This is a genomic window from Holdemania filiformis (genome assembly GCF_003459085.1).
Taxonomy (GTDB): domain Bacteria; phylum Bacillota_I; class Bacilli_A; order Erysipelotrichales; family Erysipelotrichaceae; genus Holdemania; species Holdemania filiformis.
The window spans coordinates 63,075-77,177 of the sequence record NZ_QRUP01000014.1; the positions used below are offsets into that span (position 1 = coordinate 63,075).

The 14,103-nt window shown below is 53.3% G+C and carries 13 protein-coding genes; 12 read left to right on the plus strand and 1 reads right to left on the minus strand.

Translation table 11 applies throughout. The features are described 5' to 3' along the window. Nucleotides 1-89 precede the first annotated feature (89 nt). From DWY25_RS11585 to DWY25_RS11625, 9 genes are all read left to right on the plus strand, one after another. A complete protein-coding gene (locus DWY25_RS11585; RefSeq protein WP_117895374.1) occupies nucleotides 90-605 on the plus strand; it encodes a GNAT family N-acetyltransferase in 516 nt (171 codons plus the stop codon). After that, nucleotides 602-1,846 carry a M28 family metallopeptidase gene (locus DWY25_RS11590; protein ID WP_117895375.1) on the plus strand — a complete coding sequence of 415 codons (1,245 nt, stop codon included), beginning with the start codon at nucleotides 602-604 and terminating at the stop codon, nucleotides 1,844-1,846. The genes DWY25_RS11585 and DWY25_RS11590 overlap by 4 nt, the downstream gene beginning before the upstream one ends. Before the next feature lie 161 nt (nucleotides 1,847-2,007). Then, entirely contained in the window at nucleotides 2,008-3,726 is a 1,719-nt protein-coding gene (locus tag DWY25_RS11595) for a sensor histidine kinase (RefSeq protein WP_244925971.1), read from the plus strand. Continuing rightward, nucleotides 3,723-4,475, plus strand: a complete 753-nt coding sequence (locus DWY25_RS11600; RefSeq protein ID WP_117895377.1) for a response regulator transcription factor — start codon at nucleotides 3,723-3,725, stop codon at nucleotides 4,473-4,475. The genes DWY25_RS11595 and DWY25_RS11600 overlap by 4 nt, the downstream gene beginning before the upstream one ends. Further along, entirely contained in the window at nucleotides 4,472-6,247 is a 1,776-nt protein-coding gene (locus tag DWY25_RS11605; protein WP_117895378.1) for a flavocytochrome c, read from the plus strand. Before DWY25_RS11600 ends, DWY25_RS11605 begins: the two co-directional genes overlap by 4 nt. Nucleotides 6,248-6,326: 79 nt before the next feature. Further along, a complete protein-coding gene (locus tag DWY25_RS11610) occupies nucleotides 6,327-6,674 on the plus strand; it encodes an arsenate reductase family protein (protein WP_117895379.1) in 348 nt (115 codons plus the stop codon). After that, nucleotides 6,671-7,378 carry a YaaA family protein gene (locus tag DWY25_RS11615; protein ID WP_117895380.1) on the plus strand — a complete coding sequence of 236 codons (708 nt, stop codon included), beginning with the start codon at nucleotides 6,671-6,673 and terminating at the stop codon, nucleotides 7,376-7,378. The genes DWY25_RS11610 and DWY25_RS11615 overlap by 4 nt, the downstream gene beginning before the upstream one ends. Further along, on the plus strand, nucleotides 7,375-8,229 hold the full coding sequence (locus DWY25_RS11620; protein ID WP_117895381.1) for a DMT family transporter: 855 nt from the start codon (nucleotides 7,375-7,377) through the stop codon (nucleotides 8,227-8,229). Before DWY25_RS11615 ends, DWY25_RS11620 begins: the two co-directional genes overlap by 4 nt. Further along, nucleotides 8,226-9,239 (plus strand): hypothetical protein, encoded by a 1,014-nt coding sequence (locus tag DWY25_RS11625; protein WP_117895382.1) that lies wholly within the window; start codon nucleotides 8,226-8,228, stop codon nucleotides 9,237-9,239. Before DWY25_RS11620 ends, DWY25_RS11625 begins: the two co-directional genes overlap by 4 nt. Nucleotides 9,240-9,385: 146 nt before the next feature. Here the strand turns inward: DWY25_RS11625 and DWY25_RS11630 are convergent, their stop codons facing one another. Next, nucleotides 9,386-9,943, minus strand: a complete 558-nt coding sequence (locus tag DWY25_RS11630; protein ID WP_117895383.1) for a TetR/AcrR family transcriptional regulator — start codon at nucleotides 9,941-9,943, stop codon at nucleotides 9,386-9,388. 154 nt (nucleotides 9,944-10,097) lie between these two features. On the opposite strand from DWY25_RS11630, the gene DWY25_RS11635 reads away from it, so the two are divergent. The 3 genes from DWY25_RS11635 (at nucleotide 10,098) to feoB (ending at nucleotide 13,951) form a co-directional block, all read left to right on the plus strand. Beyond that, complete coding sequence (locus DWY25_RS11635) at nucleotides 10,098-11,258, plus strand: FMN-binding protein (RefSeq protein WP_181981800.1); 1,161 nt, start codon at nucleotides 10,098-10,100, stop codon at nucleotides 11,256-11,258. Nucleotides 11,259-11,729: 471 nt separating this feature from the next. After that, nucleotides 11,730-11,957 carry a FeoA family protein gene (locus DWY25_RS11640; protein ID WP_006058537.1) on the plus strand — a complete coding sequence of 76 codons (228 nt, stop codon included), beginning with the start codon at nucleotides 11,730-11,732 and terminating at the stop codon, nucleotides 11,955-11,957. Continuing rightward, nucleotides 11,957-13,951 carry a ferrous iron transport protein B gene (gene feoB, locus DWY25_RS11645; protein ID WP_117895385.1) on the plus strand — a complete coding sequence of 665 codons (1,995 nt, stop codon included), beginning with the start codon at nucleotides 11,957-11,959 and terminating at the stop codon, nucleotides 13,949-13,951. The genes DWY25_RS11640 and feoB overlap by 1 nt, the downstream gene beginning before the upstream one ends. The last annotated feature ends 152 nt before the right edge of the window (nucleotides 13,952-14,103 follow it).

A 14,103-nucleotide genomic window follows, 5' to 3' on the forward strand; every position in this document is an offset into this window, starting at 1 on the left:
GCCGCGCTGAAAAAAGGCGAAGGACTCTCATTTGACAGCCGGAATGACAGAAATGATCACAAAAATAAGAAACGAAGGGGGGAATTTCTATGAAAATCAGAACGACGGAAGAACGCGATCTGCCTGCGGTAATGGAAATCCTGCATCAGGCACAGGCGTATTTCAAAGCGCAGGGCATCGATCAATGGCAGGACGGCTATCCCGACGAGGCAACGATCCGTCAGGATATCCAGAACGGCACAGCCTATCTTGTCGAACTGGATGGCATCGTGGCCGCCTGCGCGACAATTGCTTTTACGCCGGATGAAAACTATACGACGATGGTCAGCGGCCAATGGCTGACCGACAGACCCTACGCCGTGATCCATCGGATCGCCGTCGATGACAAACTCAAAGGCCGGGGGATCGCCGGCTGGATTCTGGAACAGGCGGAACACTTGTGCAGACAGCGCGGGGTTGAAAGCCTGAAAATCGACACGCATCAGGATAACACCTCGATGCGGCGGCTGTTGGAAAAACAGAATTATCACTATTGCGGCGTGATCCAGCTGCATCGCGACCTGAGTCTAAGGGTTGCTTATGAAAAGAGGTTAGATAAAAAATGAGCACAAATCAATGGGAATTACTTCAAAAAATCGGGTTTGTAAGAGTCAGCGGCAGCGCGGAGGAGAAACAGGCGGCGGAGATTCTGCGTGAGGAAGTGGAAGCCCGCGGGGAAAAAGCCCGGCTGGAAATGTTTGAGGTCGCCGGCCAGGTCATCAAGAAGGTCAGCTGCGCTACCGAGAAAACCAGCTATCCGGTCACGGCTTACGGCAATTGCGGAGAAACCGATGAAACCGGCCTGACCGCGCCGTTCTATTATATGGAAGTTCCGGGGCCGGTCAGTCTCCAGCAGGCCAGCGGCAAGATCGTACTGGTCAACGGCTATCTGAATTATAAGCTGTATCAATCGCTGATCGACAGCGGTGCGGTGGGGTTCATCACCTATAACGGCGAAGCGCGCGACAGCGAGGAAACGACCGATATCGCTCATCGTGAGCTGCGGGAAAAGCTGGCGGAACTGGGAAAACTGCCGGGGGTCAACATGACGATTCACGACGCGATGCGGCTGGTTCAGGAAAACCCGAAGATGATCACGCTTGTCGTTCAGCAGGAAGCGGCCAACGCCGTTTCACAAAATGTCATCGCGGAAATCCAGGGCTTAACCCGGCCGGAGGATGTGATCGTGCTGACGGCGCATTATGATTCGGTCGAATACAGCACCGGCGTGTACGACAACGGGGCAGGCAGCGTGATTCTGATGGAGCTGCTTCAGCACTACCATGACCATCATCCTAACCGCACGCTGCGCTTTATCTGGTGCGGCAGTGAGGAACGCGGGCTGTTAGGCTCGCATGCTTATGTCGACACCCATGAGGAAGATTTAAAAGCGATCCGCTTCAATCTGAACGTCGACGTGGCCGGCGCAATTCTGGGTCATGACAGCGCCTGGTGCTTAGGCCCGCAGTCGTTGGAAGCGATGGTGCAAACCTATGCCGCCCACAACGGTATCCAGCTGGAAGTCAAAAGCGACGTATATTCCAGCGACGAAGTGCCGTTTTCCGATCAGGGCATCCCGTCGGTCAGCTTCATGCGTTTCGGCGAGCGGGGTGCGAATTATATCCACAACCGTCACGACGTCCTGCGCTATCTCAGCCCTGAAAGTCTGGAAAAAACGACAAAGCTGGTGCTGAACTTTCTGGATCAGCTCGATCAAAGCGCCGTCTTCCCAATTGAACGGACGATTCCGGAGGATCAGAAAAAGAAGATCGACGCTTATTTGAACAAGACGCAGGAAAAGAAATAAACATCCAGAGCGGCTGCCGCAAAGCGCCGCTTTTTGAAAGCTGAAATTGCCGCGCAGTCATCCCGCTCATCAGACAAAAAGCCGTTCAAGTTTACGCAATTCCTGCCGTGCGGCTGCCGGTTTATGGTAAAATAAAGAAAATGAAGGGGACGGGAAGCGCGATGAAGTTCAGCATCCGGCATAAAATCATTTTCTTTTTTTCGCTGGCCAGCCTGCTGGTCTTTTCCGCGTTGGGCGCGTATATCGGCTTTGCGGTCCGGCCCCGGACGATGACGCAGACCCGCTTCGCGATCAGTCAGATGGTCGAATCGAAGGCCAATGAAGTCAGCATGTGGGTGAAGCGCATGGCGGTGGAATACCGCACGATCGCCGCAATTCCGGCGTTCAGTTCAATGGATGTGCGCGAGATTACGCCGCTGATCGACCGTTTCACAGAGCTTTACAAGAAGAATGGGGAAACGATGGAAACCTTCTCTTATATCGGGAAAAATGGCTTCTGCTGGATCAATTCCAGCGCCGTGGAAAATCTGATGGATCACACCGACTACCAACAAGCCTATCAGAATGACCGTGAATTTATTCTGTCGCTGCCGGTGACCAATCCTGAACACCGGCAGGTGATGTTGTTTTACTATCCGATCTTAGGCAGCACGGGGATCAAGGAAGCGCTGATCTGCGCGGCGATCCCGACGGTGCGCTTAAAGGAAATCGTCAATCCGGTCCAGATTTACGAAGGCCGCAGCTGGGTCATGACGCGCAATAAAGACCTGATCACGACCGACGAGGAATACTTTGTTGAAAATGTTCTCTCCCGCCCTACGCTGGATGAGCTTGATATGCGCTCGATCACCAGCTCCGACCAGTTCCGTGTTCGCGATGCCCAGGGAAAACAGGCGACGCTGTTTGTTTCACCCGTGACGGAATACGATGACTGGGTGTTCTGTACGTTGGTGCAGGATTCAGTGATCGGCCGCTCCACCCATCAGATTTTAATCGGCGTGCTGATTCTGTTCTGTGTGCTGTTGTTGATCAACATCGTGATGGGGGCTTCGCTGGTACAGTGGGTGCTCAAGCCGATCCGTGCTTTGCAGGGACGGATGAAAAAGGTCGAGGAAGGCACGCTGGACGCCTACTACACGCTGCCCGGTACCCATGATGAAATCGACTCGCTGGGCCAATCCTACAACGCGATGCTCGACGAGATCATCTCGCTGATTGACAAGATCTATCAGGAACAGGCGGAAAAACGCCAGGCTGAGCTGAAGGTGCTGCAGGCCCAGATCAAGCCGCATTTCCTCTACAACACGCTGGATAATCTCAAATGGATGGCGAAGGCTCAGGGCGCTGACGAGGTGGCCAAAGCGATCACCTCGCTGTCAACCTATTTCCGGATCTTTTTAAGCAACGGTCAGGAAAAGATTACGCTGGCTCAGGAATTTAGACATACCGAGGCTTATTTGACGATGCAGAAAATCCGCTACGGTCAGAAGCTGAATTCCACGCTGGAGCTGGCGGAGGATGCACGCGATTTGCCAATGCTGAAAATTCTGATTCAGCCGCTGGTGGAAAATGCGATCAATCATGGCTTAAAACCCAAGGAGAACGGCGGAACGATTCAGGTCAGCGCCCGCTTGATCGGGGATCGGCTGGAAATTCAGGTGCGGGACGACGGCGTGGGGATGGATGAGGCCACGCTGGCGGCGCTGCGCGAAGCGCTGCAGAAAGAACAGATGGAAGGGCATTACGGGCTGCAGAATGTCTTGCGCCGCTGCCGGATTGAATACGGCGAAAAAGCTTGTCTGAGCATCGACAGCACGCTGGGCGTCGGCACCTGTGTGACGCTGACGCTGCCCGTTGGCGGAAAGGAGGAATCGGTATGATCCGCGCCTTGGTCGGGGACGACGAAGAAAATATCCGCAACGGTTTAATCCGTCAGATCGAATCGCTGGATCTGGGGATCCAGGTGGTCGCCGCCGCGGAAAATGGCCGCCAGGTCATGGAATACTATGAGAAGATGACGCCGGATCTGTTAATTCTGGATATCAACATGCCGCTGATGAGCGGACTGGAGTGCATCGAACAGATCCGCGCTCAGGATCCCGACTGTGTGATTCTGATCCTTTCCGGCTACGATCATTTCAGCTATGCCCAGAAAGCGATCCAGCATCATGTTGATTTCTATTTGTTGAAGCCGGTGGAGGATGAGGAACTGGAGGACGCGCTGCGCCAGTCCGCGGTCCGTTTCCAGCAGCGCATGGAACAACGCAAGCTGATCCGCCAGGCAAAGGAAGCCGAGCCGGAACCGGCGTCCCTGATCCGTTATTTATATGAACACTTTACCGATCCGGATCTTAACGCCGAGAAGCTGCAGGAACAATTTTCGATCAGCCATTCGACACTGTTCAAACTCGTGAAAACCGCCACGGGCAAGACGCTGGTCGAATTGATCACCGACCTGCGGATGGAGCTGGCGCAGAAGCTGTTGGCACAGAAGGAACTGCCGGTCAAGGAAATCGCAGGACGCTGCGGGTACAGCGATCAGTTTTATTTCTCCCGGATTTTTAAGAAGCAAACCGGCCTTTCACCTAAAGAATACCGTGCTGAGGTCTTGAAGGGAGAGCCGGAATGAAGCGGATCATAGCCGCGCTGGCCTTGTGCTTAGCGTTGTCCGGCTGTGTTCCGTCCTCCTCCGCGAATAAACAGACGGATGAACAGGGCCGGGTCAGCGGGACGTTTACCGGTACGGGGCAGGGAAAGCAGGGCGAGATCAAGGTCGACGTGATGATCGACCACAACCAGATCCAGCACATTGAGATTCTCTCGCATAACGAAATTCCGGGTTTCGATACGGCCATGGTGCAGATGAGCGACGAAATCCTGTCGAAGAACTCGCTTCAGGTTGAGGCCGTCAGCGGCGCAACCTATACATCGAAAGGCTTTCTGGAAGCCGTACAGGACGCGCTCGATCAGGCCGGGATCCGCGAGGATCAGCTGGGCTGGAGCGATGAGGAAAACGAGGAACAGGAAATTGAATGCGACGTGCTGATCGTCGGCGGCGGGGGCGCGGGATTTGCGGCAGCGATTGAAGCCCTGACGCAAAGCGACGATGAAGTTACTATTGTGGAAAAAATGTCCTTTGGCGGCGGCAATACGCGGATGTCGGGCGGGGAATTCGCCGCGCCGGGCAACTGGGTGCAGCTTCAGGAGGGCATCGACAACGACAGTCCCGAATTGTTTTATGAGGATTTAATGAAGGGTGGAAAAAATCTCGGCAATCCGGAGCTGGTGCGGATTCTGGCGGACAACGCCTTAAGCAACGCCGAGTGGCTGCGCGATACCGTCGGCGTGCAGTACCGCGATCATCAGTCGTGGTATGGCGGGCATACCGTGGCGCGCACGCTGTGGCCGGTTGGCGATGGTCCGCAGTATGTGGAAACCTTGATCCGCAAGGCGGAATCGTTAGGCGTAAATGTGGAGTACAACACTCGCGCTGAGCGTTTCCTGCAGGATGAAACAGGCCGGGTGATCGGTGTGGAAGCCACCCGCGGCGGCCGTCCGCTGCGCTTTTATGCGCGCAAAGGCGTTATCCTGACGACCGGCGGCTTCGGCGCGAACGTGGAAATGCGGATGCAGTATGACACACATTGGAACAAGCTTGACGCGAGCATTCCGACGACCAACTCCCCGGCGATCACCGGGGACGGGCTGCGGATGGCGGAAGCGATCGGTGCGAATCTGGTGGGAATGGAATACATTCAGCTCTATCCGGTTAACAATCCGGCTACCGGCAATTATTATTTTCTCGATTACGCCCGCCTGACCGCCAACGCGCTGTTAGTCAATAAGGAAGGATTGCGGTTTGTTGATGAGAAAGAAACGCGCGATAATCTATCGGAGGCCGCGCTGAATCAAACCGGCGCGATGATCTACGAGCTGATCGAACAGTCGGTTGTCGACGAGATGCAGCTGGACGAAACGATTGAAGCGGAGGTGCAGCGCTGTTATGATCAGGGCGTACTGGCGATGGGAACACTGGACGAATGCGCGGCGTTCTTCGACATTCCGGTTAAGACGCTGAAAGCAACGGTGGATCGCTATAATCAGTATGCCGAAGCCGGTCGGGATCCGGATTTCGGCCGGACCGATCAGCTCCAGCCGTTAGGCGAAGGTCCGTATATGATGTTCTCCGCCGTCGTGTCTGTGCATCATACGATGGGCGGCGTGCAGATTGATCCGGATGCCCGCGTGATCGATACCGAAGGTCACCCGATCCCGGGCCTGTATGCGGCAGGGGAAGTGACGGGCGGGATTCATGGCGCGAACCGTTTAGGCTCCTGTTCGATTCCCGATACCGTGACATTCGGCCGGATCGCCGCGCGCAGCGCGCTGGCAATGAAATAGATCGTTAGCATTGAAAATCAACCTGCCTTTCCGATACAATAAAGACATTGATTTCAATGAAGAACACAGGAGGAAAGCCATGATATTTGTATGTTATCCGAAATGCAGCACATGTATGAAAGCAAAGAAACATCTGAATCAGCTGGGATTGGCGTTTGAAGAACGGGATATTTCCCGGGAAAATCCGACCGCGGAAGAACTGGAACGGTGGATCGCGCTCAGCGGTCTGCCGGTAAAGAAATTCTTCAATACGTCCGGCCGGCTGTATCAGTCGCTGCAGCTGAAGGAAAAACTGCCAACGATGAGCGAGCGTGAGATGATCACGCTGTTGGCCAGCGACGGGATGCTTGTCAAACGTCCGCTGTTAATTAAGGAAAATCAGGTGCTGGTCGGCTATTGGGCCGAGGCCTATGCCGCGTTAGTATGAAGATTCTGTTATCGCCGGCCAAAACCTTCCGCAAACAGCCGCTGCCGGATGTGCCTGCCGGACAAACCCCGCAGTACATGGAAACGACGGAACAGCTTCGCACGGAGCTGAAAAAACTGACTGTCGATCAATGGCAGACGCAGTTTAAGCTTTCGGAAAAGGCAGCACTGGAAAACAGAGCGCGGATGAATCAGCCGCAGCCGGCGATGGCCGCGCTGGCAGCCTTCCATGGGGAAGCCTTCCGCAATTTCCAGGCGGAAACCTTGAGCGCGGAGGACTGGCGCTATTGCGAGGAACACCTGCGGATTCTGTCCGCGTATTACGGTTTGTTAAGACCGCTGGATTTTATTCAGCCGTACCGGCTGGATCCGTTGGATAAAGCCGGTGCGCTGACGCCGTTAAACCTATGGAAACCGATTTTAAGGCAGGCGTTAGACGGCGGGGAGATCCTGATCCTGGCGTCGCAGGAGTATGCCCGGATGGTCGACGTTTCCGACACGGTGACCGTGCAGTTTGTGAAGAACGGCCGCAAGTCGCCGTCGATGGAAGCGAAGAAGCTGCGCGGCAGAATGGCGCGTCAAATTGTGGATCGGCGAATCATAAAGCGCGCGGACGTGCGTTCGCTGGACGTGGAGGGCTATCGTTACCAACCGGAGCTTTCCACCGCGGAAGTCTGGGTGTTTGAGGAAGGGGAACAGAAATGAAAAACAAAGGGGTTCAGTTTATTTTATTGTCCGCGTTTTTCTTTGCGGTCATGAATTTGTTCGTCAAATTATCCGGCGACCTGCCGTCGGTCCAGAAAAGCTTTTTCCGCAATCTGGTGGCGGCCGGCGTTGCGGCGGTAATCTTGATCCGCAGTCATCAGGGATTCGGTTTCCAGAAAAAGAATCTGCCGCTGCTGATCCTGCGTTCGACGCTTGGTACGATTGGCATTCTGTGCAATTTCTACGCGGTTGATCATCTGGTGATGTCCGACGCGTCGATGTTAAGCAAGCTCTCGCCGTTTTTCGTGATCATCTTCTCGGCGCTGTTCCTGAAGGAAAAAGCGGATAACGTACAGAAGCTGAGCGTTGTGGCGGCGTTTATCGGCAGTCTGTTTATCATTAAACCCGGCTTGCGGATCGAACAGATCGTGCCGTCGCTGGTCGGTTTTGCGGGAGCGATGGCGGCCGGCAGCGCCTATACCTGTGTGCGCGGTTTAAGTCAGCGCGGCGAGCGCGGACCGCTGATCGTCTTCTTCTTTTCCGCTTTTTCCTGTCTGGTGACGCTGCCTTATCTGTTATTCAGCTTTGCGCCGATGACGTTGCTTCAGCTGATTTCGCTGTTGTTAGCGGGCGTGGCCGCGGCCTGTGCGCAGTTCAGCGTGACGGCGGCGTACAGTTACGCTCCGGCCAAGGAAATTTCGGTGTTCGATTATTCCCAGGTCGTCTTCTCGGCGATCCTGGGCTGGATTGTCTTTGGTCAGATCCCGGACGCGCTGTCGTTTGTCGGCTACGCGCTGATCATTGCCGTTGCGGTGCTGTTGTACCGGCATAATCAGAAGGTCGGCGGATGATCAAAGAAGGTTCGCTTTATCCCGTGTATGTCAGTTCTTTTCCGCCATGGCTGCGTCCGTGGACGGCAATCCCCGCAATGCAGCGGCTGAAAGAAATCGGCATGAACTGCGGTCTGGAATATACCCGGTATCCGATCTATCGCCATCTGACAAAACCCTATTCCCGATATGAACACAGCGTCGGAACTGCGTTGATCGTCTGGCATTTCACGCAGGATCAGGCTCAGACGATTGCGGCGCTGCTTCACGATCTCAGCACGCCGGTGTTCGCGCATGTGATCGACTTCCTCAATGAGGATCATCTGACGCAGGAATCGACGGAAGGGCCGACGCGCCTGTTGATCGAGCAGTCGCCGGAATTACGGCAGTTGTTAAAGGAATCGGGTTTAAGCGTCGGACAGGTTTGCGATTATCACCAGTATCCGATTGCGGATAACGATTCGCCGCAGCTGTCGGCGGACCGGTTGGAATATACGCTGGGCAACGCACTGGCTTTTCAGGCCTATCCTCTGGATCGGCTGCGGGCGATCTACGCGGATCTGATCGTCGCTCATGACGAACACGGTCAGCCGGAACTGGTGTTTCGCTCCTTCGATCGGGCACGGGAATTCGCGCGGCTGGCTTTGATCAACTCCTGGATTTACGTCGCGGATGAGGATCGCTATGCCATGCAGCGGCTGGCGGATTTAATCCGATCCGCACTGCATCGCCGCGTGTTGACGTTGGAGGACTTAATGACGAGTGAACCGCAGGTCATCGCCAAGCTGAAACAGGAGGCTCCAAGCGCTCAGGCATGGGATGCCTATTGCCAGCTGCATCAGCTGCGCCGGGCGGCTGCGCCAGGGGTGGAGGATGGCTGGCTGCAGGTCAAAGCGAAACGGCGTTGGATTGATCCGCTGGTATTGAACCAGGGGCGGTTAAGCAAGCTTGATCCGTTTTATGAAGCGGAGATCGAAAGGTTTCTGAATCAGGATCAGACGATCTGGCTGAATGAAATCCTCAATAAATAGAGAACGGCAGAAATGAATCTGCCTTTTTTATTGGGAAAATCCAATAAAAAAAGTGCTGAAAAGCACTGCAAAGATAGAAGCAAAGAATTTAACGAGATAGTTATGCGGCAACGCTTTTAAAACAGGCGCGATGGGATAAGCCTTATTCAGACAGTATAAACGAAATGATAGAGGCCAAACATGCCTGAATTCTCCAAAAGTTCTTTAAAGGTTTCCGTTTCGACAAGGAATCCGGATTTCCACCATGCCCGAAGCATGGAATACATCCCTCCGAAATGATGCGCGAAGATCAATTCCAACTGCTCAGGCGGCAGCTGTGTTTCTGTGCTCCACCCAGCCAGGCAATACTCTTTTTCCGCCTCGTAAATCCCGGAAAGACCCGGTCCGCCGGGACGTTCCAAGACTGAAAAAATCACATCCGCATTTTCTTTTATATAGGTATAAAACTCGATCGAATGAGAAAAGTCCATGTCAAACCGATACTTGCCAATTTCGCTCATCACGTCTTCCAGAATCATCACATCGGATTTTGTGAGGAAATCTTCTATGTTCTTATAATAGGCATAAAAGGTGTTGCGGCTGAATTCCGCTTCCTGACAAAGGTCGCTCACGGTAATCTTGTCCGCTGCTTTGCGTTGGCTCAGGACGGCGTAGGCTTTTAAAAAGGCTGTTTTTGTATTTTTAATCTGCTTCTCCACCTTCATGGAAATCACCTCATTACAAATCAGGGTTGAACTGTCATGGACTGAACAAATCGGCTTCCGTCTGTAAGTTGATACCATTCTAGCAAATCATTAAAATAAAAACAAGCCCGCGCAGAACCGGGCAAAAACACCAATTGTAAGGGAGGAAATGGAAATGAAAAGAACGATCTCTCTCATCCTGGCTTTAACGATGCTTGTCGGACTCTGTTCCTGCGCAGATCAGCCCAGCCAGGACAATCAGGGCAATCCTGATTCCCAAACCGCAGCCGCTTTTACTCCGGAAGGATTCGAGGATTGGTTTATCAGCAGCAAAACCTGGATGACCGTCGATAACGGTCATTGGTCCGATGATCCCGCCGATCAGATGACCGATGAAGAACTGTTAAAAGTCATGCAAGCCGCGACGCTCCCGGAAAGCGCCGGCGGAGGTACATCTGTTTATCTGGTCGCCGTCAAGGATGTCGAGGCCCAGCGGTCGATCATCGGTGAAAAGTATTGCCCGGTTGAAGATTCTTCCACGCCGGGAACGGTTACGATCCTGGTTTTGGCCGACAGCATCCTGTCCAATGAAGAAGGACGCTTAAATGAAAAGGCTCCGGATACGACAGTGAACAACAAAAATTATAATTTCGCATTCCTGGACGCCGGGACCGTTGTCGGAACGATGCTTGCCACCGCGGCGACCATGGGTTATTATGGCCACGTCTGGGGCAGCAATGTCGGCGAAAACGCTCCGTTTGACCTGGGCGGAGGCAAATGGCAGTCGATGAGTCAATTTGTTGAAAGCGACGCGATGGGACACAATGGATATTGGGATACCTACGGAACGCCGGATGACGAGCTGAACAGTGATTACGCAACGCCGATTCGCGGCAATTATGTACTGACCTGCGCCGTCGTTTTAGGCAAGCCGCTTGCGGATGAAGTCGATTCCGTCAGCTTTGCGACGAATCATGCCCGGCCAGCCCGGTATACGATCTGGGACGGCACTTATAATGAGGAACCACTCCCCAATACCGCGTATGCGGAGGATTCAAAGAAGGATGCCGTTGCCGGTGAGAATGAGTATATCGGCACAGGTACCGGTGTAGGCGGAGCTTTAAAGGTCAAAGTCACGCTTGACAACGATAAGATTTCCGCGGTGGAAGTGATCTCTCACCAGGAAACCGACGGGATTGGTACGAAGGCGATCGAGGCTCTGCCGGCGGCCATTGTTTCTGCGAATTCTACCGAAGTTGATAATGTAGCGAGCGCAACGATCACCTCGGAGGCGATCAAAGAAGCAGTCGAGGACGCGATTCGTCAAAGCAAATAATCAATTTTCCACAAAACAGGAGCGCCGGATTGAATTGCCGGTACTCTTTTTTATAGTTTGTGGTTGACAGGCCAGTTATCCTGTGGTAACATTCTATCGTAAGTTAGATAATGCTAACTTAATCGCAGATTTAATCTCCTCTTTCCTGCGATACTGAACAAGAGGGCTGCGGTCCCGGGTTTTCACTCCTGCTGGACAGGATGAAAATTCCGCAGCTTCCACGAACGGATCATCCTAACCTCTGTATTTCCTAACTATTTCCCCAATTAAAATTCAATCAGGATGATCGGAACAAGGCTTTTCCACGCTGGCAGCGGAGAGCCTTTTTTCTTTCTCCAACGGTTGCCTGCGGGAAGTCGCGGTCATAATGTTGCCTTACGCTAATAAAGTTAGTTAATCTTAACAAAATCCGTTGACATGCCGGGGGACCATGCTAAAATTGTACTGATATAGTTAGAAAGAGGGAGTGGCATGACCTTATTTGATTGTCAGGTCGGCGAAAAGGCGGAGGTTCTCGGCGTCAGCGGGGAACGGGCGATCCGCAAACGTCTGATCGATATGGGAATTACCACAGGCACTGTCCTGTTTATCAGAAAAGTAGCACCGATGGGCGATCCGATCGAGATTCGCTGCCGCGGTTATGAATTATCGCTGCGCAAAGATGAAGCCAAAACGATTGAAGTCAGGAGGGTCGGCTGATGAACTTTAAAGTCGCCCTCGCAGGCAATCCCAATTCCGGAAAAACGACGCTGTTTAACCGGCTGACCGGTTCCAAGCAGCATGTCGGCAACTGGCCGGGCGTTACGATTGAGAAAAAAGAAGGTTCCTTTCAGATTGAGGAGCATGAAATCACGCTGGTCGATCTGCCGGGGATTTATTCGATGTCCGTTTACAGTATGGAGGAAATCGTCGCGCGCGATTTCATCATGGACGAACATCCGGATTTGATTTTAAACATTGTCGACGGTACCAACATCGAGCGCAACCTGTACCTGAGCTTACAGCTGAAAGAACTGGGCATCCCGATGGTCATCGCGGTGAACATGCTCGACGAGCTGAAAGGCAAAGGCATTACGATTGATTTAAAACAGCTGTCGGCGCTGTTAGACACGCCGGTCGTCGCGATCAGCGCAAAAAACGGCAGCGGCATGGCCGAGCTGATCCATGAGCTGGTTCACAACACACATAGTTCGGTGCTGGACTATGATCCGGCGACGGAAACCATTTTAAAACAGATCAGCGTGATCCGTGAAGCTTGTCAGCACGATCATGTGCACGACAAGTTCTACGCGATGAAAATGCTGGAAAACGATGAGGCAATCGTCCGCGATCTGCGGATGTCCGACGCCCAGTTAGACGAGCTGCACGCCCTGCAGAAGCAGTTCTGCGATCAGCGCGGTCAACAGGAAATCGACATGGCGGTCGCGGATATGCGTTATTCGTTAATTGAAGCGATGATGAAGCAGTGCGTAAAAAAACGCGAAAGCGAAACCTCGGTTTCCGACCGCATCGACATGATCGTCACGAATAAATATCTTGGGATTCCGGTTTTCTTTCTGATCTTATTTCTGATGTTCATCGTGACCTTTGGCCCGATCGGCGAAGGGCTGAAGGGCTGGGTTGAAATGTTGATCAACGACGTGCTGGCGGAAAATCTGTTAGCGGCGCTGGCTTCGATGTCCGTAGCGCCGTGGGCGCTGGATCTGGTCAACACGGTGATCGGCGGGGGAGGCAGCGTGCTGTCGTTCATGCCCCAGATCATGCTTCTGTTTTTGTTCCTATCGGTGCTGGAAGACAGCGGATATATGTCCCGGGCCGCGTTTCTGATGGATGGAATGCTGCGCAAGATCGGGCTGAACGGCAAAGCGTTCATTCCGATGCTGATGGGCTTTGGCTGTACGGTGCCGGCGGTCATGGCCTCGCGGGTGCTGGAACATGAACAAGACCGCAAGATGACGATTCTGTTGATTCCATTTATGTCCTGCGGCGCGAAGCTGCCGGTCTATGCCCTGTTTGCCGGGATCTTCTTCCCGGAGCATTCCGGCATCGCGATCTTCAGCATGTATGTATTGGGAATTCTGGTCGCTGTCGGCTGCGGTTTCCTGTTGCGTCACACGGTGTTTAAAGACAATGAATCCACGTTTATTTTAGAGCTGCCGCCGTATCGGATTCCGTCGTTTCAGGTCACGATGATCCACATGTGGCAGAAAGCCAAAGGATTTTTGATCAAAGCGGGAACGATCATCTTTTCGATGACGGTGCTGTTGTGGGTGCTGACGAATTTCAGCTTCACCTTGCAGCCGGTAACGGATCCCACTTCCAGTATATTGGGGACTGTCGGACGCCTGATTGCGCCGCTGCTGATTCCACTGGGCTTTGGCCACTGGCAGTCGGCAATCGCGCTGATATCCGGGCTGATTGCGAAGGAAAGCGTCGTATCGTCGATGGCGGTCATGTATAACGTCGGCAATGTTTCGCAGCTTTCCGGCGTTCTAACCAGCGTCTTCACGCCGGCCTCGGCGATCGCGTTTATGACATTCGTGCTGCTTTATGCGCCGTGCGTCGCGGCGATTTCCGCGATTCACTCAGAAGCGGGCAGCTGGAAATACACGCTCAAGTCGATGGGCTTTCAGATCAGCGTGGCGTATTGCGTTTCGTTTGTCGTGTACCATGTCGTTTCCTTATTTATATAGGAAAGTAAATGATATTAAAGAATGAAAAGCTGCCGGAGAAGATCCAAAGTTGCGGCGATGGATTTTGCCAGCCGAATTTGCGGAGAAAGAAAGCGGTTTAGTTGTCCAAGCTTAAAGGATTTGTTATAATTAACTTCAGAAAGCGAGGACCG

Bases quoted from the DNA above. Each gene is read 5' to 3' on its own strand.
- DWY25_RS11585 (WP_117895374.1), top strand. From the start codon at position 90: ATGAAAATCAGAACGACGGAAGAACGCGATCTGCCTGCGGTAATGGAA.
- DWY25_RS11590 (WP_117895375.1), top strand. From the start codon at position 602: ATGAGCACAAATCAATGGGAATTACTTCAAAAAATCGGGTTTGTAAGA.
- DWY25_RS11595 (WP_244925971.1), top strand. From the start codon at position 2,008: ATGAAGTTCAGCATCCGGCATAAAATCATTTTCTTTTTTTCGCTGGCC.
- DWY25_RS11600 (WP_117895377.1), top strand. From the start codon at position 3,723: ATGATCCGCGCCTTGGTCGGGGACGACGAAGAAAATATCCGCAACGGT.
- DWY25_RS11605 (WP_117895378.1), top strand. From the start codon at position 4,472: ATGAAGCGGATCATAGCCGCGCTGGCCTTGTGCTTAGCGTTGTCCGGC.
- DWY25_RS11610 (WP_117895379.1), top strand. From the start codon at position 6,327: ATGATATTTGTATGTTATCCGAAATGCAGCACATGTATGAAAGCAAAG.
- DWY25_RS11615 (WP_117895380.1), top strand. From the start codon at position 6,671: ATGAAGATTCTGTTATCGCCGGCCAAAACCTTCCGCAAACAGCCGCTG.
- DWY25_RS11620 (WP_117895381.1), top strand. From the start codon at position 7,375: ATGAAAAACAAAGGGGTTCAGTTTATTTTATTGTCCGCGTTTTTCTTT.
- DWY25_RS11625 (WP_117895382.1), top strand. From the start codon at position 8,226: ATGATCAAAGAAGGTTCGCTTTATCCCGTGTATGTCAGTTCTTTTCCG.
- DWY25_RS11630 (WP_117895383.1), bottom strand. From the start codon at position 9,943: ATGAAGGTGGAGAAGCAGATTAAAAATACAAAAACAGCCTTTTTAAAA.
- DWY25_RS11635 (WP_181981800.1), top strand. From the start codon at position 10,098: ATGAAAAGAACGATCTCTCTCATCCTGGCTTTAACGATGCTTGTCGGA.
- DWY25_RS11640 (WP_006058537.1), top strand. From the start codon at position 11,730: ATGACCTTATTTGATTGTCAGGTCGGCGAAAAGGCGGAGGTTCTCGGC.
- feoB (WP_117895385.1), top strand. From the start codon at position 11,957: ATGAACTTTAAAGTCGCCCTCGCAGGCAATCCCAATTCCGGAAAAACG.